Here is a 22,697-nt window from a genome sequence, read left to right on the forward strand (position 1 = left end):
CCTGGGAAATCCCCACTCGGGGCATTAGTCTTAGCTTATGTTGCCCACATGTCCTGGGAAGTCATTCTTCTGAAGCCGGTTGAGTCGTGGTTCTTGGAGCTAGCCATAACAGATCGTGTCACTGCGGTGGCGATCCAAAAGGCGATTGATCGACTCGCTGAGGGCGGCCCTGCACTGGGGCGGCCGCTGGTCGACACCCTTGAGCACAGCAATCTCCGCAATTTGAAGGAACTGAGACCTGGTTCGAGCGGGCGGTCGAAGATCCGACTGCTTTTCGTCTTCGATCCGGACCGGGCGGCGATCCTCCTGGTTGGTGGAGACAAAGCGGGACAATGGTCCCGCTGGTATGACAAGGCCATACCGCTCGCTGAGGCACGCTACGCCGACTACCGGGCGGAGCTGGAGAAGGAGGCCAATCGATGAGCAGCGCTCGCAGATGGGAAGACGTCAAAGCCGAGGCTCACCGTCTCAACCCTGAGATGGCCGACCCAGAGCTCCAGGCGAGGGCTGAGGCCGAACTCGACGCCTATGTCGCGGGATATCAGCTCGGCGAGCTCCGTAAGTCCCTTGGCAAGACCCAGGCGGAGGTCGCCAAGATCCTTGGCGTGACCCAGTCCCGTATCTCCCAGATCGAGAACGGCAACCTCGAGGTCATGGAGCTGGAGACGCTGCGCGCCTACGCCGCCGCGCTCGGCGGACACCTCGATGTCACGATCAATGTAGGCTCCCACTCGGTGAAGGTCGCCTAGCGGCTCAGGTGGGCGAAGAGGTGTTCCCACTGGTCGAGGACGGGTTCCAGGCGGAAGGCGTCCGCGTGGACGCGGGCGGCGGCGCCCATCTCGGCTCTTCTCGGCGCGTCGTCCATCAGTGCCGCCAAAGCCGTCGCCAGGGCCGTCACGTCGCCCGGGGGGACCAGAACCCCCGTCACGCCGTCGTCGATCAGGGTGCGCACCCCGCCGGACACGTCGAAGGCGATCGACGGGATGCCGAAGGCCGCCGCCTCGCCCAGGACCAGGGGGAAGCCCTCGTGGTCGCTCGACAGGGCCACCAGTGACGCGGCGCGGTATTCGGTCGGCATCTCGCCCGCCGGGATCCGGCCGCGGAACACGACCTGCTGCGACACGCCCTCGGTCACGGCGTGCAGCATGAGGCGGTCGGTGTCGGGGCCGTCGCCGATCAGGTGGAGTTCCCAGTCGGGGCGGGCCGCGCGGGCGAAGGCCGAGATCAGGCGGTCGAAGCGTTTCACGCCGGTCAGGCGGCCCACGCCCAGGATCCGGGTCCTGCGCAGCGGCGAGGGGCGGTGCGGCCAGCCGGGCAGCGGGTTCGGGATGTGCCAAGTGTTGGGGAGCAGGGCCTCCTCCGAGAAACGCCACGCGTCGTCCTCGCTCAGGAAGACGGCCTGGTCGAGGTGGCCGTAGTGGGCCGTGACCGCGCCGAAGTGCCAGGTGCCCCGGGCGTGGGCGAACGAGCCGTGGTAGTGGCCGATGCCGCGGTGGCCGCCCAGGAGGCCGGACAGGCGGGCGACCACCCCCGGTGAGGTCATGACGAGCAGGCCGGGCGCGATCCCGTCCAGGAGCTGCCGGGCGCGTTTCGTGGCGCCGAAGCCCCAGCGGGGGCCGCGGTTGAGCTCGTGGCGGCCGTAGGCCGGGTCTTCGACGTAGGTCACGGGGTCGTCCGACATGTGCAGGCCGATCACGTGGACGTCGTAGCCGCGCCGGGCCAGGCCCTGGGCGAGCGTGTGGGTGACTCGCTGCATGCCGCCGAGTGTGTCGGCGTCCAGGCAGGCGAAGGAGACGGTGTTCACAGGGCGGCCTCCGTCGGCTGCGGGATCACGGCGACTGGCATCTCGGGCGTCACGCCCTCGAAGAACGCGTCCACGACCCGCGCCGCCGCGTGGCCGCGCTCCTCGGCGCACCACGTCCGGCGGAAGGCGGCGTAGCGTTCGGGGCTCCACGGGTCGCGGATCGCGGCGGCCAGGTCCCGCGTCGTGGTGACGCAGGGGCCGGGGGCGATCTCGGGCAGGTCGTACTGGCTGCCGCGTTCGGTTCTCCGGTAGGTCTCCCAGTCGTCGACGAGGAAGACCATCGGCTTGCCGGTCACGGCGAAGTCGCACATCAGCGACGAGTAGTCGGTGACCAGCACGTCGGCGGCCAGCAGCAGGTCGTTGACCTCGGGGTAGCCGCCTGCCTGGCGGGCGAACCAGCGCAGGTCCTGCGGGATGACGTGTTTCTCGATCGGGTGGGTGCGCAGCACCAGGACCCATTCGTCGCCCAGTTCGGCGGCCAGCTCGTGCAGGTCGGCCCGGACCGAGGCGCCCCGGGTGAGGTCCCGGTAGGTGGGGGCGTACACGACGATCTTCTTGGCGGCGGGGATCTCCAGCTCCCTGCGCACCCGGGCCGCCGCCTCGGGGTCGCCGTGGAACAGCACGTCGCAGCGCGGTGAGCCGTGCCGCAGCACGGGCCCTGCGTACTCGTTCGACGGGATGAAGGTGCGTTCGAACTCGGCGCCGGGGGAGACCAGGGCGTCCCAGCGGGCCACGTTGGCGCGCCACTCCTCGCGCGGGCCGGGGAAGTCGCCGCGCAGGTCGGGGGCGTCCAGGCCGATCGACTTGATGCCCTGGCCGTGCCAGGTCTGCAGGTAGCGGGTGCCGCGCGGCTTCGGGAAGCCGAGCGGCATGCCGTGGCTGTCGACCCACCATCCGGCGCGGGCCATGGTCCAGACGTGCCGCCAGCTCATGCGGCGGACCGTGGTCACGTGGGCGGGGAACACGCCCGAGGAGCGTGACCAGACGGCGCGCAGTTTCGACCCCCGGCGGAGGAGCTCCTCGTGGATGTAGCGCGGGTGGCCGGTGTAGCCCCGGCCGCAGTCGGACTCGAACAGGACCAGGTCCTTCTTACGCGGGACGACGCGGATCAGCACCTTGTAGACGGCCAGCTTCACGTCTCTGGCGGCCAGCCTCCTCCGCAACCGCGCCGGGAGCCCGGCGGCGCGCAGGGCGTGCGGCCGGATGGACGGCCGCCGCGCGACGGCCCGCAGCAGGCCGGTCCTGCGCCAGTGCAGCCGCAACGTGGCGGTGTCGCCGAGGGGGCGGGCGGTGATCTCGTACCCCTTGGTCCTCAGCGTCAGGGGCTCCAGGTTCGCGCCGACGAGCAGCGGGTCGCTGGTGGTGTGGCCGTCGAGCGGGCGGGTGAAGCCGAGGCGCGGCTCGTAGGCGCCGCTGCGGCCCGGCGGGATCGTGGCCAGGTCGAGGGTGACCTCGGTCTGGATCGTCCCGTCGGGCTGGCGGCGCGGGATCAGTCGGGTCCGGTGCTTCCTGGCGACGAGGTCGGCCACGTCGTCGAGGCCGACGACGCCGAAGGGGTCGTAGGTGGTGATCGACATCGTCAGGACCGAGCCGGCGGCGGCGATCTCGGTCACCTCGTGGCGCAGCCGGGCCTGCGAGTAGGGCAGCTCGGCCAGCCGCATCGCGGTGATCTCGAAGGCCGGGTCGGGTTCGGCGCCCCAATAGGTCAGGCCGTCGACCCTGACGGCGTGCCGGGGCGGCGCCTTGGGGCCGGTCAGGCTGCGGGCGGCCACGCACAGGTCCTCGACCCGGTCGCGCAGCAGCAGCTCGCCGCAGACCCGCGTCATGGGGTCGGCCCGCTCCAGCACGCCCTGCTCCAGGCGCTCCAGGTAGGGGCGGAGGACGGCGGCCGTCTCCTTGGCCCACACCGCGTCGAACCGGGGCAGCACGTTCAGGTAGACCCGCAGGTCCTGCCGGACGAACCGGGACTGGCGATGGGCGACCAGGTCGCCCATCCCGGCGTCGCGCAGCGCCTGGTCGGCGGCCTCGGCGGCGGCCACCCGGGACCGCGCGTTGGCGACGTCGCGCAGGCTGAGGGAGATCGACGTGCTCTCGCCGGCCGCCCGGTGCCACAGATAGACGGGCCACGGCACCACCGCGAACCGCTGCGCGCGGGCGTAGAGGCGGGCGGTGAAGACGTGGTCCTCGTAGTGGAGGTCCTCGCGGAAGCGCAGGTCGTGGCGGCGCAGGAACTCGACGTCGTAGATCTTGTTGGTGGAGAAGCCGTCGAGGAAGAGCTCGGGCTCGGCCCGGATGCCCTCGACCACGCGCCTGCGCCGGAACAACTCCGGGTAGTAGGGCGCGCCGGTCCCGCTCGCCTCGTAGTGGCGCATGATCTGGCCTGCCACGAAGTCGGCGCCGGTGCGCTCGATCTCCGTCAGCAGCGCCTTGCAGGCGTGTCTCGGCAGCTCGTCGTCGCTGTCGAGGAACATGACGTAGGGCGCCCGCGCCGCGTCGAGTCCCGCGTTGCGCGGCGCCCCGCAGCCGCCCGAGTTGCGGTCGAGCCGGATGTAGCGCACCCCGGGGAAACGTCCCGCCACGTCGGCGGTGTCGTCGGTGCTGGCGTCGTCGACGACGATGATCTCCAGGTCGCGGAGGGTCTGGGCGTACAGGGAGCGCACGGCCCTCGGGAGGCGGGCCGCGTCGTTGTAGGTGATCACGACCACACTCACAGCCGGTCGGGCCGCCATACCCACCCCCATATCAGATGAAAATCACTGATATGGGATGTTCCCCCATGAAATCGGACGATTGCCCTCTGTAGTCATCTTTTGCCGACGACTTACCGGCGGCCCCACCGCCGGACGACGTAAACGATCAGCCCGATCGCCCCGAGCCCGCCCACCACCGGGGCCAGCCGCTTGACCAGTGACGCCCCGGCGGCCTCGCGCAGGTCGAAGGCCTCCTCCTCGGCCGTGCGGGAGGTGCGCAGGGTGCCCGGCGGATGGGACTCGGGCACGGGATCGGGCACGACCGTCAGGTGCCGCCGCCCCTCGATCAGGGCGGCCAGGTTGGCGGCGAACCGCGCGCCGACGTCGTCGAGCACCGGTTGCGGCAGGTCGGTCGCGCACGTCGTGACGAGCATGACCCGGGTGCCCGTGGCGTCTTCCAGCAGGCGGGCCGTCATGGCCGCCTCGGTCGCGCCGGTCGCGTGGGCGCCCTCGACGACCACCTCGACGCTCCGGGTGTCCTTGTCTGCGTTGGCGATCCGGGCGGTGCCCCGGTAGTTGACCGTGAGCGGGCCGACCCTGACCCGCATCCTCCCGGTGGCCGTGTCGCCCTCGACGGAGTCGAGTGTGGCGCCGGGGAGGCAGGGGGCCAGCCGCTCGACGTCGAGGAGGACCGACCACGCCTGGTCGACCGGGACCGGCACGGTGAACTCGTGCTCGAATCGCATGGCTCGACTCCGTTCTCTGAAAGCCGCTCCGGAGACAACTACCGCCAAACTACGAACGTACGCCTGCGTAGTCGCAGATCAACCCCCGGGTCACCGCTTCCGGATCACCTTGGCCAGGATTCCCGCGATTCCGGCGATTCCCAGCCCCCCGATGAGGATGGGCCCGATGATCGCCGGGTCGGGGGTCGGGTCGGTCAGATAACGCACCCCGACCCCCACGAACAGCAGGCCGCACAGCAGCGCCATCCAGTCGGTCCGGTGGGCCCTCTTGCGGTCGTTCCGCTCGGGCACGTCAGGCGCCACGGCGCACCTCCACGTCGCCGACGCCCGCCGAGACGTACAGCTCGATCGTGGCCGCCAGGCCGTCGGGGCCGGTCACCGGGTTGAGGACCCGGCTGATCCGGACGTCGGCGCCGTCGCTGACATGGTGGTCGATCTTGATGTCGCCCAGGCGGGTGGTGCCGTGCACCTCGATGAAGGCGTCGGGCGGCACGACCACGGTGAGCTGGCCCAGTGACACCGAGGCGTCGAACCTGACGCGCGTCCCGGGCGCGAGTTCCAGGTCGGTCAGGTCGAGCTCGCCGGCCCCGACGCCCACGGCGTAGGTGCGGGCGGCGGTCGCGACGGTGGTCGGGTGCCACGAGTAGCTGCCGACCCTCTTCGAGATGCCGGTGACCGACGTGCCGATCACGAGGGCCACCGCGACGATCACGCCGAGCGCGATCAGCCCGGCACCCCGGCCGAACCAGGCGGCGACGAGCAGGCCCCCTCCGATGACGGCCAGCACCGCCCCGCCGACCATCGGCAGACTCACCGAATCGGCCCCGGGCTGCTGCACGGCGACCATGACCCCTCCAACGATCATTGCGAGCACGAATGTCAGGACGCCGACGAAGGACCTGCGCTTCTTGGCCTTCGGCGCCTTGGGCGGCTTGGGCGCCCTGGGGCGCGGTGGTGGTGGCGGTGGTGGCGCCGGCGCCCGCTTGGCGAACGGCCCGTGCGGCGCGAACGCGTCGCCGGCCGCATAGGCCGCCTGCCTGGCCTCGTAGGCCAGATCGGACAACCGCCGGTAGCCGTCGGGCGACTTCGGCGGGGGAGGGGTCCGCGGATACTCCCGGGTGGGCCGCTGCGCCTCCGGCGCCGGTTCCCGATCGCCGTCGGCCGAGCTCTCCGACGGGTAGCGGCCGAACGACATGCGGTAGGACTCGCGGAACGACTCGCGCACCGTCTCGCGGAGGTTCCCGCCGGTCGCCCCCGTGGTGAAGGCCCCCAGCGTGAACGCCGAGTCGGCGGCGGGCGGCGGCTCCATCTTCGTGGTGCCCCGCCGCCCCGACAGCCGTTCGGGAAGCGAGGTGACCAGCCCGAGCACGTCGGCTCCCCGCGCGTGGGCCGCCAGCAGCGTGATCGCCAGCAGCACCCCGACCACGATCGTGCCGCGGTCGATACCCCCCGAGGCCAGGTTGATGATCAGGCCGACGGCGAAGACGGCCACGAGCAGGGCCATCACGGTCTCGGGGTCGAATATCCTGCGCGTCCACTGCTCCACGTGGCCGGGCCCCCCGCCCGGCTCGCGCATCAGGAGGAAGGCCGCGATGTAGAGGAACAAGCCGATGCCCGACCCCAGCAGCAGCACCGCGAAGCCCACGCGGAACAGCACCGGGTCCATGCCCGTGAAGCGGCCCATCCCGGCGCACACGCCCATGAGCATGCGCCCGTCGGACGAACGGGCGAGCGGGATCTCCTCGGGTGGTGCCTCGGTCATGGTGCCCATCCTGTCCGTTTTCCTGGGATGGCCGCCATCGGGGACGTCCCTGAAAGCCTTCTCAGGGACTCGCCCTGATGCGTGCGCGCGAGACGACATGTGACGATGCAGGAGCAATGTCGGATAACCCTGGCGCCGCCGAGGCGTCCCCCAGATTGATGAGGCCCCGGGCGGGGCGCGTGGTCGCCGGAGTCGCCCAAGGGGCCGCCGCCCAGCTGCGCCTCGACCCGGTCGTGCTGCGGCTGGCGTTCGTGCTGCTCACGATCCTCGACGGGGTCGGGGTGGTGGCGTACGCCGCGTTGTGGATGTTCACCGCGACGGAGCAGACCGAACACCCCCACGGCAGCCGCGACTGGGGCCAGGTGGCCGCCTACGGCCTGCTCGGGTTCGCCTTCGGGGCGCTCGCCCTGGTCAGCGGGGCGGCGGCCGGAGGGCTCGCCATGTGGCCCATCGCCGTCGGCGGGATCGGCTCGCTCATCCTGTGGCAGCAGGCCGAGCCGGGCCGGCGGCAGAAGTGGATGACCTCGACCGTCGGCCGGGTGCGCGCCACCTGGGTCCGGTCGGGCATCGGCCTGCTGCTCGTCGGCGTCGGCGTCATCGGGTTCCTCGCGGCGCAGGACCAGCTCGCCCAGGCCAGCACCGGGCTGGTGTTCACCGGGGTCGTGCTCGGCGGGGTCGCGCTGATCGCCGCGCCGTGGCTGGCCGGGTTGTGGCGGGAGCTGCAGAAGGAGCGCACCGAGAGGATCCGGCAGGAGGAGCGCGCCGAGGTCGCCGCGCACGTCCACGACTCGGTGCTGCACACCCTGACCCTGATCCAGCGCGCCGCCCACGACCCCCGCGAGGTCACCCGCCTGGCCCGCAGCCAGGAGCGCGACCTGCGCAACTGGCTCTACATGCCCAAACAGGACGCCGACGCCACCCTCGCCGCCGCCGTCCGGCGGGCCGCGGCCGAGGAGGAGGACGCCCACGGCGTCCCGATCGAGATCGTCTGCGTCGGCGACTGCGACCTCGACGACGGCCTGCGGGCGATGGTCCACGCGACCCGGCAGTCGATGGTCAACGCGGCGAAGTATTCCGAATCGCCCGTGGTATCGGTTTACCTTGAGGTCGAACCCGGCGAGGCCACCGTTTTCGTCCGGGATCGAGGGAAGGGGTTCGTGCTCGACGACGTGCCGGACGACCGCATGGGCATCCGCCAGTCGATCATCGGCCGGATGGAGCGCTTCGGCGGCACGGCCCGCGTCAAGACGGCCCCCGGCGAGGGCACCGAGATCATGCTGACGATGAAGAGGACCACCCCATGAAGACGGTAAGAGTGCTGATCGTGGACGACCACCGGCTGTTCCGGTCGGGGGTGCGGGCCGAACTCGGCCCCTCCATCCAGGTGGTCGGCGAGGCCGAGGACGTGGAGTCGGCCGTGGCCACGATCGCCGAGCTCGAACCCGATGTGGTCCTGCTCGACGTGCACATGCCCGGAGGCGGCGGCGTCGAGGTGCTGCGCCGGGTGCTCGGGTCGGGGGCGCAGGTCCGCTTCCTGGCGCTGTCGGTCTCCGACGCCGCCGAAGACGTGATCGGCGTGATCCGGGGCGGCGCGCGGGGCTACGTGACCAAGACGATCAGCGGCGCCGAGCTGACCGACGCGATCACCCGCGTGGCCGACGGCGACGCGGTCTTCTCGCCCCGCCTGGCCGGTTTCGTGCTCGACGCGTTCGCCTCGACCGAGGCCCCGCCCATCGACCCCGAGCTCGACTCCCTGACGCAACGTGAGCGGGAGGTGCTCCGGCTGATCGCGCGCGGGTACGCGTACAAGGAGATCGCCAAGGAGCTCTTCATCAGCGTGAAGACCGTGGAGACCCATGTCTCCTCGGTGCTCAGGAAGCTCCAGCTCTCCAACCGCCACGAGTTGTCCCGCTGGGCCACCGCACGCCGACTGGTCTGAGCGCGCCGGGTGTGACAGGCTTCACAAATGGGGCGTGACGTACCCGCGACGCACTTCAGCCGCGACGACCGGCGGCGCTACCGCGACAAGCTGAAGCGCTCGCTCGACGTGCTCGCCCGCATGCTCGGCGAGGCCCGGTTCGACGCCGAGCGGCCGCTGGCGGGGCTGGAGATCGAGCTGAACCTGGTCGACGACCGGGGTGAGCCGGCGATGAAGAACGCCGAGGTCCTCGACGCGATCTCGGCGCCCGACTGGGACACCGAGCTGGGCCAGTTCAACGTCGAGATAAACGTGGCGCCCCGGGAACTGGGCGGCCCCGGCCTGGTCGAGCTGGAGCAGACCGTCCGCAACAGCCTGAACCACGCCGAGGCGCAGGCCCGGACGGTCGGCGGCCACATGGTCCTGGTCGGCATCCTGCCGACGCTGAAGGAGAGCGACCTCTCCGAGGGCACGCTGTCGGCCAACCCCCGCTACAAGCTGCTGAACGAGCAGATCTTCGCCGCTCGGGGCGAAGACCTGCGCATCGCGATCGACGGCGTCGAGCGCCTGCACACCTACGCCGACAGCATCACCCCCGAGGCCGCCTGCACCAGCGTCCAGCTCCATCTGCAGGTCAGCCCGCGCAACTTCGCCGCCCACTGGAACGCCGCCCAGGCCATCGCCGCGCCGCAGGTGGCCGTGGCCGCCAACTCGCCCTACCTGTTCGGCAAGGAGCTCTGGCGGGAGACCCGGCTGAGCCTGTTCGAGCAGGCCACCGACACCCGGCCCGACGAGCTCAAGGCCCAGGGCGTGCGCCCCCGCGTCTGGTTCGGCGACCGGTGGATCACCTCGGTCTTCGACCTGTTCGAGGAGAACAACCGCTACTTCCCGGCGCTGCTGCCGCTCTGCGACGACGAGGACCCGGCCATGGTCCTGGAGGCCGGGGGAGTGCCCACGCTGAGCGAGCTGACCCTGCACAACGGCACGATCTACCGCTGGAACCGGCCCGTGTACGACATCTCCGGCGGCCTCCCCCACCTGCGCGTCGAGAACCGGGTCCTGCCGGCCGGCCCGTCGGTGGCCGACATCCTGGCGAACGCGGCGTTCTACTACGGCCTGATGCGCGTGCTGCCGTTCGCCGAACGCCCGGTCTGGACGCAGATGTCGTTCTCCGCCGCCGCCGACAACCTGCGGGCGGCGGCCCGCCACGGCATCGACGCCCGCCTCTACTGGCCTGGCATGGGCGAGGTCACCGCCGCGGAGCTGATCCTGCGCCGCCTGCTGCCGCTGGCCCACGACGGCCTGAACCTGTGGGGCTGCGACCCCAAGTGCCGCGACCGCCTGCTCGGCATCATCGAGCAGCGCTGCCTGACCGGGGTGACCGGCGCGACCTGGCAGGTCCGCAAGGTGCGCGAACACGGCGGCGGCCACGAGGGCCTGCGCCGGATGACGCTGGAGTACATGGCCAACATGCACACCAACGAGCCCGTTCACCAGTGGGGCTAGAAGTCCGGTCTTCTCAAGAAATATCCGTCTTTGGGCGGGCAGGATGAGGGCGTGCAATTACCCCGGCTCCTGGCGATCTCCCTCCTGGCCCTGACCATGTCGTGCGGTTCCGTGACCGCCCCCGATCCCGGCGCCGAACCGGCTCCCGAGGTCACCACGCCCGACCAGATCGAGACCGACCTCGACCCGCCCACCGACCCGCCCGCCTCCGACTGCGACGTCAAGGGCGAGAACTTCTCCGAGGACGTCCGCCTGGCCCGGTGCCTGACCGAGGAGTTCTGGACCCAGCAGTTCACCGCCTCCGGCGGCACCTACCAGCCGATCAGCCGGTTCGTGGAGTACAACGGCGACGACGGCCCGGCGTGCGGCGATCAGGCCGCCGTGCCGAACAACGCCTTCTACTGCCCCGACGGCCACTTCATCGCCTACGACGCGACCTGGCTGCAGAGCCTCTACGACCAGCTCGGCGACGCCGCCGTCTACATCGTGATCCCGCACGAGTTCGGGCACTCGGTGCAGAACCAGCTGATGTCGAACTTCGAGTTCTCCGTCCAGGCCGAGCTCCAGGCCGACTGCTACGCCGGCGGCACCCTCAAGGGCCTGATCGACGGACAGCGGCTGCAGGCCCAGGCGGGCGACGACGCCGAACTGATGGCGAACCTGGAGAACGCCGGCGACCCGACCGACGCGTGGTGGGAGCCGGGGGCGCACGGGACCGCGCAGCAGCGGCAGCTCAACTTCGCGCGGGGCTTCCAACAGGGCGTCGGGGCCTGCTGAAAGGGCAGATCTACCGGATGGCTCACACGATGGCGAGTGGACAGGCCCGGCCGCGACGGGTCCGGCGACCGGGCGCGGCACTCGGGGCGGCGGTGGGGGTGCTGGCCGCGGCCAACGTCCTCAACAACACGGTGGCCCGCCGCTACGCGCCGCTGACCTCGGCGGTGGCGACCGGCGCGCTGCTCCTGATCGCCCGCCGGGCCGGGGTGGGCGCCCGTGACCTCGGCTTCGCCTCACCCGCCCGGGGCGCGCTGATCGGCGGCGGCCTGGCCGCCGCCGTGGCGGCCGGCTACACCGGCGGGGTGCTGCTGCCCCCGACGCGGCGGCTGTTCATGGACGAACGGGCCCTGGCGCTGACCCGGGCCCGCTTGTTCGAGGAGGCGCTGCTGCAGGTGCCGGTCGGGACGGTCCTGCTGGAGGAGGTGGCCTTCCGGGGGGTGCTCCCGGAGCTGTTCGGCCACTCGTTCAAGCCCCGGACCGCCTCGGTGGCCTCCAACCTGCTGTTCGGCCTCTGGCACGTGCTGCCCGCCCTCGACATGGCCCGCGCCAACCCGGCCGCCGCCGGGGCGGGCGCCTCCCGGCTGGTCGCCGGGACCGTGGCGACCACGACCCTGGCCGGTCTGGGCTTCCACGAACTGCGCCGGCGCGGTGGCCTGCTCGCCCCCGCGCTCCTGCACCTGGCGACCAACTCGCTGGGCTTCGTCGCCGCTCGCGGGGCCCGCCGGATGGACGTCCGGAGGACACGCCGCTCAGCCGGTTGAGACCACGTGGAACGCCTCGGCGTACGTGCCCTGCGGCAGCCCCCCGGCCTGCGCGTTGGCCGCCAGGAAGCCCGTGACGAAGCTCTCCAGGTCGTCCATGTGGCCGGTCTGCGACTCGTGGGCGCGCAGGGCGGCGAGCTTGCGGTCGAGGGTGGCGGTCACGTCGACCCAGTGGTTGGGGGTGGGGGAGCCGATCATCCAGACCTCCCGGACCGTCCAGGCCTCCAGGCCCTCCTCGGCGAGCAGGTCGGGGAAGGCGTAGGGGTTGCGGGCGTCGGGGTAGACCGCGTCGAGGGTGGCCGAGCCGACCGCGCGGTGGTCGGGGTGTGTGGGCCCCAGCCTCAGGTAGTTGCGCTCCGGCGTCGAGGTGATCACCAGGTCGGGTCTGACCTGCCGGATCACCCGCGCGATGTCCTTGCGCAGCGCCAGCGTCGCCTCGACGGCCCCGTCGGGGTAGCCGAGGTGGCGGATGTCGGCGACCCCGACGTGCTTGGCGGCGGCCGCCTGCTCGGCGCGGCGGAGCTCGGCCATGCCGACGCCGTCGACGGCCCGGTCGAAGCCCCCGGCGTCACCCGAGGTGGCCAGCAGGTAGACGACCTGGACGCCCCGGTCGGTGAACGAGGCGACGGTGCCCGCGCCGCCGAAGTCGATGTCGTCGGGGTGGGCGGTCACCACCAGCACGGTCCGGATATCAGCGGCGTCCAACATGTGTCCTCCAGAAGTCGATCGCAGATGTTCGTTCACTTGAGCGAACTGTCGCTGCGCGGCCCTACGCTAGACGGGTGACCCATCCCTTGCTTGACGGCCTCAACCCCCAGCAGAAGGAGGCCGTCGTCCATCAGGGCGGCCCGCTCCTCATCGTCGCGGGGGCCGGTTCCGGCAAGACCAGGGTCCTGACCCATCGCATCGCCTACCTGCTGGCCGAGCGCGACGTCCACCCGGGCGAGATCCTCGCGATCACCTTCACCAACAAGGCCGCCCGCGAGATGAAAGACCGGGTCGACAAGCTGATCGGCCCGCGCTCCAAGGCCATGTGGGTGATGACCTTCCACAGCGCCTGCGTCCGCATCCTGCGCCGCGAGGCCAAGCGGCTGGGCTTCACCACCAGCTTCTCGATCTACGACCAGGCCGACTCCCAGCGGCTGATGGCGCTGGTCTGCCGCGAGATGGACCTCGACCCCAAGCGTTACCCGCCGAGGTCGTTCTCCGCCCAGGTCAGCAACATGAAGAACGAGCTGGTCGACTACGAGACCGCCGCCGACAAGGCGCAGACCCACCTCGAGAAGACGCTCGCCGAGGCCTACCGCACCTACCAGCGCCGCCTCACCGAGGCCGGCGCGATGGACTTCGACGACCTGATCATGCTCACGGTCACGCTGTTCCAGCTCTTCCCCGAGGTCGCCGAACACTACCGGCGCCGGTTCCGCCACGTCATGGTCGACGAATACCAGGACACCAACCACGCGCAGTACATGCTGATCAAGGAGCTCGTCGGCGTCGACGACCCCGCCGAACTGGTCGTCGTGGGCGACGCCGACCAGTCGATCTACGCCTTCCGCGGCGCCTCGATCCGCAACATCCTGGAGTTCGAGCGCGACTACCCGTCGGCCAAGACGATCCTGCTGGAGCAGAACTACCGCTCCACCCAGACGATCCTCAACGCCGCCAACGCGGTCATCTCCCGCAACGAGAGCCGCAAGCCCAAGAACCTCTGGTCCGACCAGGGTGCCGGTCCGAAGATCATCGGCTATGTCGCCGACAACGAGCACGACGAGGCCACCTTCGTCGCCCAGGAGGTCGACCGCCTCTCCGACGACGAGGGCGTCACCCCCGGTCAGGTGGCGGTCTTCTACCGCACCAACTCGGCCTCCCGCGTCTTCGAAGAGATCTTCATCCGCACCGGCCTGCCCTACCGGGTCGTCGGCGGCGTGCGCTTCTACGAGCGCAAAGAGGTCAAAGACCTGCTGGCCTACCTGCGCGTGCTGGCCAACCCCAGCGACACGGTGTCGCTGCGCCGCATCCTCAACGTGCCCAAGCGCGGCATCGGCGACCGCGCCGAGTCGATGGTCGAGGCGTTCGCGTCCCGGGAGCGCGTCTCCTTCTGGGAGGGCCTGCGCCGCGCCGAGGAGGCCCCCGGCATCGCGACCCGCTCGCTCAACCAGATCCGCGAGTTCGTCACCCTGCTCGACGACCTGCGGGCGAAGGAGCTGCCGATCTCCGACCTGGCCGAGGAGATCCTCACCTCGACCGGCTACCGCACCGAGCTGGAGACCTCCGGCGACCCGCAGGACGAAAGCCGCATCGAGAACCTCAACGAGCTCATCTCGGTCGCGTCCGAGTTCGAGGCGGCCAACCCCGAGGGCACCCTGGTCGACTTCCTGGAGCAGGTCTCCCTGGTCGCTGACGCCGACTCGATCCCCGACCCCGACGGCGAGAGCGGCGGCGTGGTCACCCTGATGACCCTCCACACCGCCAAGGGCCTGGAGTTCCCCGTGGTCTTCCTGACCGCGATGGAAGACGGCGTCTTCCCCCACATGCGCTCCCTGAGCGACCCGAGGGAACTGGAGGAGGAGCGCCGCCTCGCCTACGTGGGCATCACCCGCGCCGAGAAGCGCCTCTACCTGTCCCGCGCCGCCGTCCGCACCGCCTGGGGCGCCCCCTCGTTCAACCCGGCCTCCCGCTTCCTCGCCGAGGTGCCCGCCGACCTGGTCGAGTGGCGCAACGACCCGAAGAAGAACGCCTGGGGCGCCGCGACCAAACGCGAGACCCGCCCGGTGGCGAGCCGCGGCGGCAAGCCCGCCGTGCAGTTCGCCACGGGCGACCGCGTGACCCACGACCAGTTCGGGCTGGGCACGGTGCTCGAGGTCGAGGGCGAGGGCGAGAAGACCCGCGCGAAGATCGACTTCGGCAGCGCGGGCGTGAAGACCCTCATGACCCACTACGCGAGAAGTCTCGAAAAACTGTAGACCCGCCGTCTTCCGGCCGCTGGTGGGTCTTTTCGCCCGTTACGGCTCCGCCCACCCCGGCCCCGCCCGCCGCCCCCGGCCCGCCCCGCATCCGGCGCCGACGACCCGCTTCCGGCGGCGGCGCGTCACGACAATGGTCAAGCCCGCCTTCCCGCCAAACGCCGGCAAAGCGGCCACGCCATGGGACGGGCGGCGTCATGGGACCGGCCGTGTTGTGAGAAGCGGGACGTCACGGCGCCGGATCCGGGGGAGGAGTGAGCAAGATCCGGGAATGCGGGACGGGGGGGTACGGAATGCGATATCTCCTGACGCGTACACCCGAGAGACGAGGATCACATGGCCGGCGAACTGATCGACGTGCACGCCCACTTCGTGACCGGTGACTACATCGCCGCCGCCACCGAGGCGGGGCACGTCACCCCCGACGGCATGCCCCGCTGGCCGACGTGGACGCCCGACGACCACCTGAACCTGATGGACGTCAACGGCATCCGGAAGTCGTTCCTGTCGGTCTCCTCGCCCGGCACCCACTTCGGTGACGACCTCGCGGCCCGGAAGCTGTCGCGCCAGGTCAACGACTACGCCGCCGACCTGGCCGGAAGGCAGCCCGACCGGTTCGGCCACTTCGCCTCGCTGCCGGTCCCCGACGTCGAGGGGGCCCTGGCCGAACTCGCGCACGCCCTCGACGAGCTGGGCAGTGACGGGGTGGCCCTGATGAGCAACGCCCACGGCCGCTACCTCGGCGACCCGGCCTACGAGCCGCTCTGGGAGGAACTCGACCGGCGGCGGGCGGTGGTGTTCGTCCACCCGACCTCGCCGGTCAACCACGAGCAGGTCGCGATGGGGCGGCCGAGGCCGATGCTGGAGTTCATCTTCGACACCACCCGGACCGTCTCCGACCTGGTGTTCTCCGGTGTCCTGACACGACACCCGGGCATCCGGTGGATCTTCACCCACGGCGGGGGCACGCTGCCGCTGCTGTCCGACCGCATGGAGTTGTTCCGGACCGCCTTCTTCGGCGGCTCGCCCGATGACCCGTCGGCCGTCGAGCAGGTGGGCAGGTTGTGGTTCGACATCGCCGGCACGCCGTTCCCCCGGCAGGTGCCGGCCCTGGAGAAGGCCTTCGGCGCCGACCAGATCCTCTACGGCAGCGACTACTGCTTCACGCCGCCCCCGGCGGTGGCCGCCCAGGTGGCGTCGGTAGACGCGAACTGGCGGGCGCTGACCACGGCCAACGCCCGCCGGTTGCTGCCACGCGCGACCTGAGACGGTCAGGCCGCCTCGCCCACCACGCGGGCGAGCGGAGCGCTGAACTCGTCGAGGCCCTCGAGTTCGTCCACGTCGGCGATGCCCTCGGTCGGGGCCTTGATGGAGACCTTCGTGCCCCAGGACACGTAACGGCTGTCGACCGAGATCGTCGAGGCGTCGAAGCCCAGCGCGGAGCCCTTGGCGCTGGTCACGAGCCGGGTGACCAGGCCCTTGCCGTTGACGTAGAGCTTGTAGGAGACGACGGACTTCTTCTGGGAAGCCGATCCCCCGGACGCCAGGATCGCCTTGAGCCACTTCGAGGTCGTGAGGATCTCGCCGATGGTGATCTTGCCGGTGTACACGGAGCCGGTCCGCTTGCTCTTCTTGACGAGCTTCTGCAGGGTCATCGGCTCGGTGATGTTGATGTACTGGCCGAAGATGCCGGTCAGGCCGGTGGCGGGGGCTCCGGGGCCGCGCAGCCAGGTCGCGCCCTCCGGCAGGAAGGTGGCGAACATGCCGCCCTTGATGTACGCCGTCGAGCCGATCTTGATGGTCTGCTCGGGGCGGAGCAGCGGCTGGATCTCCTCCGGCATTTCTGCGATCTCGGACGCCTTGAGGTTGAACTTCGTGGTGAGGTCCGACGCGGCCACGCCGGCGCGGCCGAACTGGAACGTTCCGGTCCGGCGGCTGAAAATCTTGTTGTCGAGGCTGAACTTGTCGCTGAACTTCACGCCGAGCCCGGTCTTGAACTGTGCCTTGAGCGCGGCGACGGGGTTGGGGGCGGCCTGCGCTGGCGCCGCGCCGACTGCGGTGGCTGCCGCGACGGCGGTGGCGCATGCCGCGATGGCGAGGATTCGCCTCATGGTGGGGTTCCTCCGGGATGAGTCCCTGAATGGGAGAGGTGGGACGGGAGGATTCTGCCGGAACATCTACCTCAGATCGATCATTTATCGCGTCTTTTCACAAACTTCACACTTGAAACGCCAACAAAGTCCGTCAAGCCGAGGCTTCACCGAGACCTTCCGGGCCGCCGGGTTACAGTGCGAACCATGGAATCCAGGATCAGGATCGTCGTCGCCAAACCCGGGCTCGACGGTCACGACCGCGGCGTGAAGGTCGTCGCCCGCGCCCTGCGTGACGCGGGCATGGAAGTCGTCTACACAGGTCTGCACCAGACCCCGGAGCAGATCGTCCGCACCGCCATCCAGGAGGACGCCGCCGCGATCGGGCTGTCGATCCTCTCGGGCGCCCACATGACCCTCTTCGCGAAGGTGATGGAACTGCTCCGCGAACAGGACGCCACCGACATCGTCGTCTTCGGCGGCGGCATCATCCCCGAGGAGGACATCCCCGAGCTCCGCGCCATGGGCGTGGCCGGCATCTTCACCCCCGGCGCGACCACCGACGAGATCGTCGACTGGGTCAGGGCGACGATCCCCGCCGCCGTCTGAGCGGGGCCCGACTCGCCCATTCGGTACGTATCCGGGAGCCCACACACCCCCATCCCGGACGCTCTAGTACATAACGGGAAAGTCGGCAACCCCCAACCGCCCCCCTATGACCGCGCCACGCACGGCCTGGGGCTAGGCTTTCTGCGCGGAAATGCCAGGCAGGACGACGGCGCCCTGTCCAGTGGCGCCCTCGACATTCAAAGGGACGGACCCTCGTGGACCTGTTCGAACATCAGGCGAAGGAGCTCTTCGCCGCGTACGGCATCCCGGTGCCGCGCGGAATCGTCGCGCACACCGTGGCGGAAGCACGGGCGGCGGCCGAACAACTGGCCGGGCGGGTCGTGGTCAAGGCCCAGGTCAAGACCGGTGGCCGCGGCAAGGCCGGCGGCGTGAAGGTGGCCGACGACGCCAACGACGCCGAGGCGAAGGCCAAGGCCATCCTCGGCATGGACATCAAGGGCCACACGGTCCACAAGGTCCTGATCGAAGAGGCGAGCGACATCGCGGAGGAGTACTACTTCTCCTTCCTGCTCGACCGCGCGAACCGTACCTTCCTCGCGATCTGCTCCGCCGCGGGCGGCATGGACATCGAAGAGGTCGCGCACACCGCCCCCGAGAAGGTGGCGAAGATCCCGGTCAACCCGATCGACGGGATCGACCGGGCGAGGGCGCGCGAGATCGCGCAGGCCGGCGGGCTGCCCGAGAAGTCGCTCGACGGAGCCGCCGAGCTCATCGAGCGTCTGTGGGCGGTCTTCGTCGACGAAGACGCCTCGCTCGTCGAGGTCAACCCGATGATCCTCGCGGCCGACGGCCAGGTGAAGGCGCTCGACGGCAAGGTCACCCTCGACGCCAACGCCGACTTCCGCCAGAAGGACCACGAGGTCTTCGTCGACAAGGCGGCCGAAGACCCGCTCGAGGCGCGCGCCAAGGAGAAGCACCTCAACTACGTGAAGCTCGACGGCAACGTCGGCATCATCGGCAACGGCGCCGGCCTGGTCATGTCCACCCTCGACGTGGTCGCCTACGCCGGCGAGCAGTTCCCGGGCTCGCCGAAGCCGGCCAACTTCCTCGACATCGGCGGCGGCGCGTCGGCCGAGGTGATGGCCAACGGGCTGGAGATCATCCTGTCCGACCCGGCCGTGAAGTCGGTGTTCGTGAACGTCTTCGGCGGCATCACCGCCTGCGACGCGGTCGCCGACGGCATCGTCAGCGCCTTCAAGCTGCTGGGCGACCGGGGCGAGGCGGTCACCCGCCCGCTCGTGGTCCGCCTCGACGGCAACAACGCGGCGCTGGGCCGCGAGATCCTCCAAGCCGCCGCCCTTCCGGGCGTCGAACTTGTCGACACCATGGACGACGCGGCCAAGCGCGCCGCCGAACTCGCCGCGGTAGGTGCGTAATGGCCATCTGGCTCACCGAGAAGAGCAGGATCATCGTCCAGGGCATCACGGGGTCCGAGGGCACCAAGCACACCGTGCGCATGCTGGCCTCCGGCGCCAACGTCGTCGGCGGCGTGAACCCGCGTAAGGCGGGCACCACCCACGAGGGCCTGCCGGTGTTCGCGACCGTCGCCGAGGCGATGGAGAAGACCAAGGCCGACGTCAGCGTCATCTTCGTGCCGCCGGCCTTCACCGCGAGCGCGGTCAAGGAGGCGATCGACGCCGAGATCCCCCTCGCGGTCGTCATCACCGAGGGCGTGCCGATCCACGACACGACCGAGTTCTGGGCCTACGCCGTCGCCAAGGGCAACAAGACCCGGATCATCGGCCCGAACTGCCCCGGCATCGCCTCGCCCGGCGCCTCCAACGCCGGCATCATCCCGGCCGACATCACCACCCCGGGCCGCATCGGCCTGGTCTCGAAGTCGGGCACGCTGACCTACCAGCTCATGTACGAACTGCGCGACTTCGGCTTCTCCACGGCGGTCGGCATCGGCGGTGACCCGGTCATCGGCACCACCCACATCGACGCCCTCCAGGCGTTCCAGGACGACCCGGGCACCGACGCCATCGTCATGATCGGCGAGATCGGCGGCGACGCCGAGGAGCGCGCGGCGGCCTACATCGAGAAGAACGTGACCAAGCCCGTCGTGGCCTACGTCGCCGGTTTCACCGCCCCCGAGGGCAAGACGATGGGCCACGCCGGCGCCATCGTGTCGGGCTCGGCCGGCACCGCCCAGGCGAAGAAGGAAGCCCTGGAGAAGGTCGGCGTGCGCGTCGGCAAGACCCCCAGTGAGACCGCCCGTCTCATGCGGGAGATCATGCAGAACCGCTAGTCCTGTTCGTTCGAGGCAGATTCCGCGAGCCCCGGCGCCAAGCGCGCCGGGGTTCTCGCTTTCCTGAGGACAAACGGGACGGCCCATCGGCGCGGCGTGACCGTGTTACGGCCCGCCCTTGAGAGCATCGGCTACTGTGACGGCGCTTCTCGACCAGATTCGGACAGTCCCCCGGGCCGTCTTCGGCGACGACGACCGGCGTCCGCTGCCGGTCTCGGGCATGCTGGCCGCGGCGGGCACGCTCGGCATCGGCCTGGCGGTCCTCACCACGCTGACGCTGATCGGCTGGATCGCGGCCCCCCGCGGCACGTTCGGCGCGGGGCTGCCGGGGGTGTTCCGGACCGCCTGCCAGCTCTGGCTGGCCGCCCACCACGCCGGGTTCGAGATCCCGGGAGGCGGCCGCGTCGGCCTGCTCCCGCTGGGCCTGATGATCCTGCCCGGCACCCTGCTCTACCGGGCCGGGTTGTGGATGGCCAGAGACGCCGACCTGCGGCTGCGGCTGCCCGCGCGGCTGCCGAAGGGCTCGTCCAAGGACCTGGCGAACGCCCGCCGCAAGGCGCAGCTCATCCTGATCGCCCGCGCCGGCATCTCGCTGGCGGCGCCCTACGCCCTGCTGGCCGGGATGATCGCGCTGGTGGCCCGCAACGAGGTGACCCAGCCGTTCGTGGCCGAGGCGCTGATCAGCCACCTGCTGCTGGCGTTCCTGGCCGGTTCGGTGGCGGTGGCCCGCACGATCGGGCCGTGGCGGGCGATGGTCCGGCTGCTGCCCGAACGGCCGCGCTCGGTCGTGGTGGGCACCTTCGTGGCCGTGTCGCTGATGCTCGCGGCCGGGCTGCTGCTGGTGCTGGGCATGATCGCCGTCAAGTTCGGCGAGATCAAGGCGCTCACCGACGCGCTCAAGCCGGGTCTGGTGGGCGGGGTGCTGCTGGCGCTGGTCGAGGCGCTCTACCTGTTCAACGCGGGGATCTGGGGGATGTCGTACATCACCGGACCCGGCTTCGCCATCGGGGCCGGCACGCTGGTCGCGCCGACCGGCGTGAAACTCGGGGCCATCCCGTCGTTGCCGCTGCTGGGCGCGCTGCCCGAGTCGGGCCCGGTGCCGCCGTGGCTGATGGCCGTGGTGGCCATCCCGTTCGCGGCCGGCGCGGTGGCCGGGGTGGTGGTCGCCCGCATCGCGCCCACGCCGTCACTGGAGGCGGCGCCGCTGTGGGGGTTCGTCTGCGGGCTGAGCTCGGGTGCGGTCGCCGGGCTGCTGGCGGCGCTGTCGGGCGGCCCGCTGGGCGGCGCCCGCATGGCCGCCGTCGGTCCGTCGGCGTGGGAGGTGGCCTTCTCGGTCACCCTCGAAGTCGGCGTGGCGGCGGGCATCTCGGCCGGGCTGGCCAACTGGTGGCTGATCTCCCACACGCCCGCGCAGCAGCCGCTCGCCGAGGTCGTCACGAAGGTCAAGAAGAAGCGCAAGGCCAAGAAGGAGCCCCTGCCCGGTCACTGGATGGACGCCACCGAGGCCGACACCATCCCGATCCCGGTGATCCGCGACGTCGAGCCCGACGACCACGCCGTCGAGACCTTCGCCCGCAAACGCTCGACCCCGATCAGGCCCGACGACGACGAGGAGCCGATCGACGACCCGACCGGCGCCCACGTCACCTATCTGAACATCAAGGACGACTAGCCGGGCAGCGGCATGTTCGCCGGCCACGGCATGCCGAGCTTGGACTCCAGCGCCGTCTTCAGCTCGGTGGAGCACTCGGTCTGCGCCGTGACCGTGCCGGCCCCCTTCAGGCATTCCGTGTACGCCGTCAGCTCGGTCCCCAGGTAGACCTGCACGGCCGTGGTGACGCCGCCGAGCAGGAACGCCAGCGTGGAGATGACCACCGCGCCGGTCGCCATGCCGGTCGGCTGACCGCCCTTCTTGAGCGTGCGCAGGTCGCGGACGCCAACGATGAGGCCGAACACCGACAGGGCCAGGCCCATCGTCGGCACGAACAATGTGAAGATCAGCGCCATGAGAGCGAGGGCCAGCGCCCGGCGCCCGCCCATCTCCGCGGCCGTCTGCAGTGGTGTGGTCACGATCTCCCGCCTTGCTGATAGGGCCTTCACGCCGCACGACGGCGTGACCGATACCCTTTGTCACGCACCCGTTCACTTCCCCGAAGGAGACCGCTCTGTCTTCCCGGCTCGTGGTCCTCGTCTCGGGTTCGGGGACCAACCTACAAGCCCTTCTCGACGTCGCGGCAGATCCGGCCTATGGAGCGACCGTCGTGGCCGTCGGGGCCGACCGTCCGGCGATCGAGGGGCTGGCCCGCGCCGAGCGCGCCGGTCTGCCCACCTTCGCCGAGCGGGTAAGTGATCATACGTCCCGTGAGGCGTGGGATTCGGCCCTGGCCGAGAAGATCGCCGAGTACAAACCCGATCTGGTGGTGTCGGCCGGGTTCATGAAGATCCTCGGCCCGGCCGTGCTGTCGCGGTTCACGGTGGTCAACACCCACCCGGCGCTCCTTCCGGCCTTTCCCGGCGCCCACGCCGTCCGCGACGCGCTCGCCTACGGAGTGAAGGTCACCGGCTGCACCGTCCACCTCGTCGACGCCGGGGTCGACACCGGCCCGGTGATCGCCCAGACGGCGGTGCCCGTCGAAGACGGCGACGACGAGGCGACGCTCCACGAGCGCATCAAGGTGGTCGAGCGGGGGCTGCTGGTCGAGGTGGTCGGGCGGATGGCCCGCGAGGGCTGGCGGGTCTCCGGGCGCACGGTGCGTCTGGGCACGACCCTCTGAACAGAACACAGGAGGCTACACA

22 protein-coding genes are annotated in these 22,697 nt (G+C 70.6%); 14 read left to right on the forward strand and 8 right to left on the reverse strand.

Going from position 1 to position 22,697, the window contains the following annotated elements:
• Positions 1 to 48: 48 nt before the first annotated feature.
• On the forward strand, positions 49 to 423 hold the full coding sequence (locus tag GT755_RS28335; RefSeq protein ID WP_161482608.1) for a type II toxin-antitoxin system RelE/ParE family toxin: 375 nt from the start codon (positions 49 to 51) through the stop codon (positions 421 to 423).
• Positions 420 to 749 carry a helix-turn-helix domain-containing protein gene (locus GT755_RS28340; RefSeq protein ID WP_161482609.1) on the forward strand — a complete coding sequence of 110 codons (330 nt, stop codon included), beginning with the start codon at positions 420 to 422 and terminating at the stop codon, positions 747 to 749. Before GT755_RS28335 ends, GT755_RS28340 begins: the two co-directional genes overlap by 4 nt.
• Here GT755_RS28340 and GT755_RS28345 read toward each other — a convergent pair.
• The 5 genes from GT755_RS28345 to GT755_RS28365 form a co-directional block, all read right to left on the reverse strand.
• Positions 746 to 1,804, reverse strand: coding sequence for a glycosyltransferase (locus tag GT755_RS28345; protein ID WP_161482610.1), 1,059 nt, complete (start codon positions 1,802 to 1,804; stop codon positions 746 to 748). The genes GT755_RS28340 and GT755_RS28345 overlap by 4 nt on opposite strands.
• Positions 1,801 to 4,533, reverse strand: coding sequence for a CDP-glycerol:glycerophosphate glycerophosphotransferase (locus GT755_RS28350; protein ID WP_161482611.1), 2,733 nt, complete (start codon positions 4,531 to 4,533; stop codon positions 1,801 to 1,803). The genes GT755_RS28345 and GT755_RS28350 overlap by 4 nt, the downstream gene beginning before the upstream one ends.
• A gap of 92 nt (positions 4,534 to 4,625) precedes the next feature.
• Positions 4,626 to 5,240, reverse strand: coding sequence for an SRPBCC family protein (locus GT755_RS28355; protein WP_161482612.1), 615 nt, complete (start codon positions 5,238 to 5,240; stop codon positions 4,626 to 4,628).
• A gap of 90 nt (positions 5,241 to 5,330) precedes the next feature.
• The gene (locus GT755_RS28360) at positions 5,331 to 5,543 is read right to left on the reverse strand and encodes a hypothetical protein (protein ID WP_030451411.1); all 213 of its coding nucleotides are present in this window, start codon (positions 5,541 to 5,543) and stop codon (positions 5,331 to 5,333) included.
• Entirely contained in the window at positions 5,533 to 7,002 is a 1,470-nt protein-coding gene (locus GT755_RS28365) for a PspC domain-containing protein (protein WP_161482613.1), read from the reverse strand. Before GT755_RS28365 ends, GT755_RS28360 begins: the two co-directional genes overlap by 11 nt.
• 158 nt (positions 7,003 to 7,160) lie before the next feature.
• On the opposite strand from GT755_RS28365, the gene GT755_RS28370 reads away from it, so the two are divergent.
• The 5 genes from GT755_RS28370 to GT755_RS28390 are packed head-to-tail and all read left to right on the forward strand — an operon-like array spanning position 7,161 to position 11,964.
• A complete protein-coding gene (locus GT755_RS28370; RefSeq protein ID WP_235967410.1) occupies positions 7,161 to 8,306 on the forward strand; it encodes an ATP-binding protein in 1,146 nt (381 codons plus the stop codon).
• Positions 8,303 to 8,941, forward strand: coding sequence for a response regulator (locus GT755_RS28375; protein WP_030451408.1), 639 nt, complete (start codon positions 8,303 to 8,305; stop codon positions 8,939 to 8,941). Before GT755_RS28370 ends, GT755_RS28375 begins: the two co-directional genes overlap by 4 nt.
• A 27-nt stretch (positions 8,942 to 8,968) precedes the next feature.
• Positions 8,969 to 10,426, forward strand: a complete 1,458-nt coding sequence (locus GT755_RS28380; protein WP_161482615.1) for a glutamate-cysteine ligase family protein — start codon at positions 8,969 to 8,971, stop codon at positions 10,424 to 10,426.
• A gap of 51 nt (positions 10,427 to 10,477) precedes the next feature.
• A complete protein-coding gene (locus GT755_RS28385) occupies positions 10,478 to 11,203 on the forward strand; it encodes a neutral zinc metallopeptidase (RefSeq protein WP_328794519.1) in 726 nt (241 codons plus the stop codon).
• A 29-nt stretch (positions 11,204 to 11,232) separates the two neighbouring features.
• Positions 11,233 to 11,964, forward strand: coding sequence for a CPBP family intramembrane glutamic endopeptidase (locus GT755_RS28390; protein WP_161482616.1), 732 nt, complete (start codon positions 11,233 to 11,235; stop codon positions 11,962 to 11,964).
• Here the strand turns inward: GT755_RS28390 and GT755_RS28395 are convergent.
• Positions 11,953 to 12,672, reverse strand: coding sequence for a PIG-L deacetylase family protein (locus GT755_RS28395; RefSeq protein ID WP_161482617.1), 720 nt, complete (start codon positions 12,670 to 12,672; stop codon positions 11,953 to 11,955). The genes GT755_RS28390 and GT755_RS28395 overlap by 12 nt on opposite strands.
• Positions 12,673 to 12,746: 74 nt before the next feature.
• On the opposite strand from GT755_RS28395, the gene pcrA reads away from it, so the two are divergent.
• Together pcrA and GT755_RS28405 are read left to right on the forward strand one after the other, a co-directional pair.
• Positions 12,747 to 14,930, forward strand: coding sequence for a DNA helicase PcrA (pcrA, locus tag GT755_RS28400; RefSeq protein WP_328794520.1), 2,184 nt, complete (start codon positions 12,747 to 12,749; stop codon positions 14,928 to 14,930).
• 336 nt (positions 14,931 to 15,266) lie between these two features.
• Entirely contained in the window at positions 15,267 to 16,196 is a 930-nt protein-coding gene (locus tag GT755_RS28405) for an amidohydrolase family protein (RefSeq protein WP_161482618.1), read from the forward strand.
• 5 nt (positions 16,197 to 16,201) lie between these two features.
• On the opposite strand, the gene GT755_RS28410 is transcribed toward GT755_RS28405, so the two are convergent.
• Positions 16,202 to 17,041, reverse strand: a complete 840-nt coding sequence (locus GT755_RS28410; protein ID WP_161482619.1) for a hypothetical protein — start codon at positions 17,039 to 17,041, stop codon at positions 16,202 to 16,204.
• A gap of 186 nt (positions 17,042 to 17,227) precedes the next feature.
• Here GT755_RS28410 and GT755_RS28415 point away from each other — a divergent pair, with 186 nt between their 5' ends.
• The 4 genes from GT755_RS28415 (at position 17,228) to GT755_RS28430 (ending at position 21,573) form a co-directional block, all read left to right on the forward strand.
• Positions 17,228 to 17,629, forward strand: coding sequence for a cobalamin B12-binding domain-containing protein (locus GT755_RS28415; protein ID WP_161482620.1), 402 nt, complete (start codon positions 17,228 to 17,230; stop codon positions 17,627 to 17,629).
• Positions 17,630 to 17,844: 215 nt separating this feature from the next.
• The gene (gene sucC / locus GT755_RS28420; RefSeq protein ID WP_161482621.1) at positions 17,845 to 19,026 is read left to right on the forward strand and encodes an ADP-forming succinate--CoA ligase subunit beta; all 1,182 of its coding nucleotides are present in this window, start codon (positions 17,845 to 17,847) and stop codon (positions 19,024 to 19,026) included.
• Positions 19,026 to 19,901 carry a succinate--CoA ligase subunit alpha gene (gene sucD, locus GT755_RS28425; protein WP_161482622.1) on the forward strand — a complete coding sequence of 292 codons (876 nt, stop codon included), beginning with the start codon at positions 19,026 to 19,028 and terminating at the stop codon, positions 19,899 to 19,901. The genes sucC and sucD overlap by 1 nt, the downstream gene beginning before the upstream one ends.
• A gap of 136 nt (positions 19,902 to 20,037) precedes the next feature.
• Positions 20,038 to 21,573: a cell division protein PerM gene (locus GT755_RS28430; RefSeq protein WP_161482623.1), complete on the forward strand. Its 1,536-nt coding sequence runs from the start codon at positions 20,038 to 20,040 to the stop codon at positions 21,571 to 21,573.
• Here the strand turns inward: GT755_RS28430 and GT755_RS28435 are convergent.
• Complete coding sequence (locus GT755_RS28435; RefSeq protein WP_161482624.1) at positions 21,570 to 21,971, reverse strand: hypothetical protein; 402 nt, start codon at positions 21,969 to 21,971, stop codon at positions 21,570 to 21,572. The genes GT755_RS28430 and GT755_RS28435 overlap by 4 nt on opposite strands.
• Before the next feature lie 95 nt (positions 21,972 to 22,066).
• Between GT755_RS28435 and purN the strand changes: the two genes are divergently transcribed.
• Complete coding sequence (purN, locus tag GT755_RS28440; RefSeq protein ID WP_161482690.1) at positions 22,067 to 22,675, forward strand: phosphoribosylglycinamide formyltransferase; 609 nt, start codon at positions 22,067 to 22,069, stop codon at positions 22,673 to 22,675.
• Positions 22,676 to 22,697: the final 22 nt, after the last annotated feature.

The organism is Herbidospora solisilvae, assembly GCF_009901565.1.
In the GTDB taxonomy this organism is placed as follows: Bacteria; Actinomycetota; Actinomycetes; order Streptosporangiales; family Streptosporangiaceae; genus Herbidospora; species Herbidospora solisilvae.

Bases quoted from the DNA above. Each gene is read 5' to 3' on its own strand.
- GT755_RS28395 (WP_161482617.1), bottom strand. From the start codon at position 12,672: ATGTTGGACGCCGCTGATATCCGGACCGTGCTGGTGGTGACCGCCCAC.
- GT755_RS28370 (WP_235967410.1), top strand. From the start codon at position 7,161: ATGAGGCCCCGGGCGGGGCGCGTGGTCGCCGGAGTCGCCCAAGGGGCC.
- GT755_RS28405 (WP_161482618.1), top strand. From the start codon at position 15,267: ATGGCCGGCGAACTGATCGACGTGCACGCCCACTTCGTGACCGGTGAC.
- GT755_RS28410 (WP_161482619.1), bottom strand. From the start codon at position 17,041: ATGAGGCGAATCCTCGCCATCGCGGCATGCGCCACCGCCGTCGCGGCA.
- GT755_RS28340 (WP_161482609.1), top strand. From the start codon at position 420: ATGAGCAGCGCTCGCAGATGGGAAGACGTCAAAGCCGAGGCTCACCGT.
- sucD (WP_161482622.1), top strand. From the start codon at position 19,026: ATGGCCATCTGGCTCACCGAGAAGAGCAGGATCATCGTCCAGGGCATC.
- GT755_RS28415 (WP_161482620.1), top strand. From the start codon at position 17,228: ATGGAATCCAGGATCAGGATCGTCGTCGCCAAACCCGGGCTCGACGGT.
- GT755_RS28355 (WP_161482612.1), bottom strand. From the start codon at position 5,240: ATGCGATTCGAGCACGAGTTCACCGTGCCGGTCCCGGTCGACCAGGCG.
- GT755_RS28375 (WP_030451408.1), top strand. From the start codon at position 8,303: ATGAAGACGGTAAGAGTGCTGATCGTGGACGACCACCGGCTGTTCCGG.
- GT755_RS28335 (WP_161482608.1), top strand. From the start codon at position 49: ATGTCCTGGGAAGTCATTCTTCTGAAGCCGGTTGAGTCGTGGTTCTTG.
- GT755_RS28390 (WP_161482616.1), top strand. From the start codon at position 11,233: ATGGCGAGTGGACAGGCCCGGCCGCGACGGGTCCGGCGACCGGGCGCG.
- GT755_RS28365 (WP_161482613.1), bottom strand. From the start codon at position 7,002: ATGACCGAGGCACCACCCGAGGAGATCCCGCTCGCCCGTTCGTCCGAC.
- GT755_RS28350 (WP_161482611.1), bottom strand. From the start codon at position 4,533: ATGGCGGCCCGACCGGCTGTGAGTGTGGTCGTGATCACCTACAACGAC.
- GT755_RS28380 (WP_161482615.1), top strand. From the start codon at position 8,969: ATGGGGCGTGACGTACCCGCGACGCACTTCAGCCGCGACGACCGGCGG.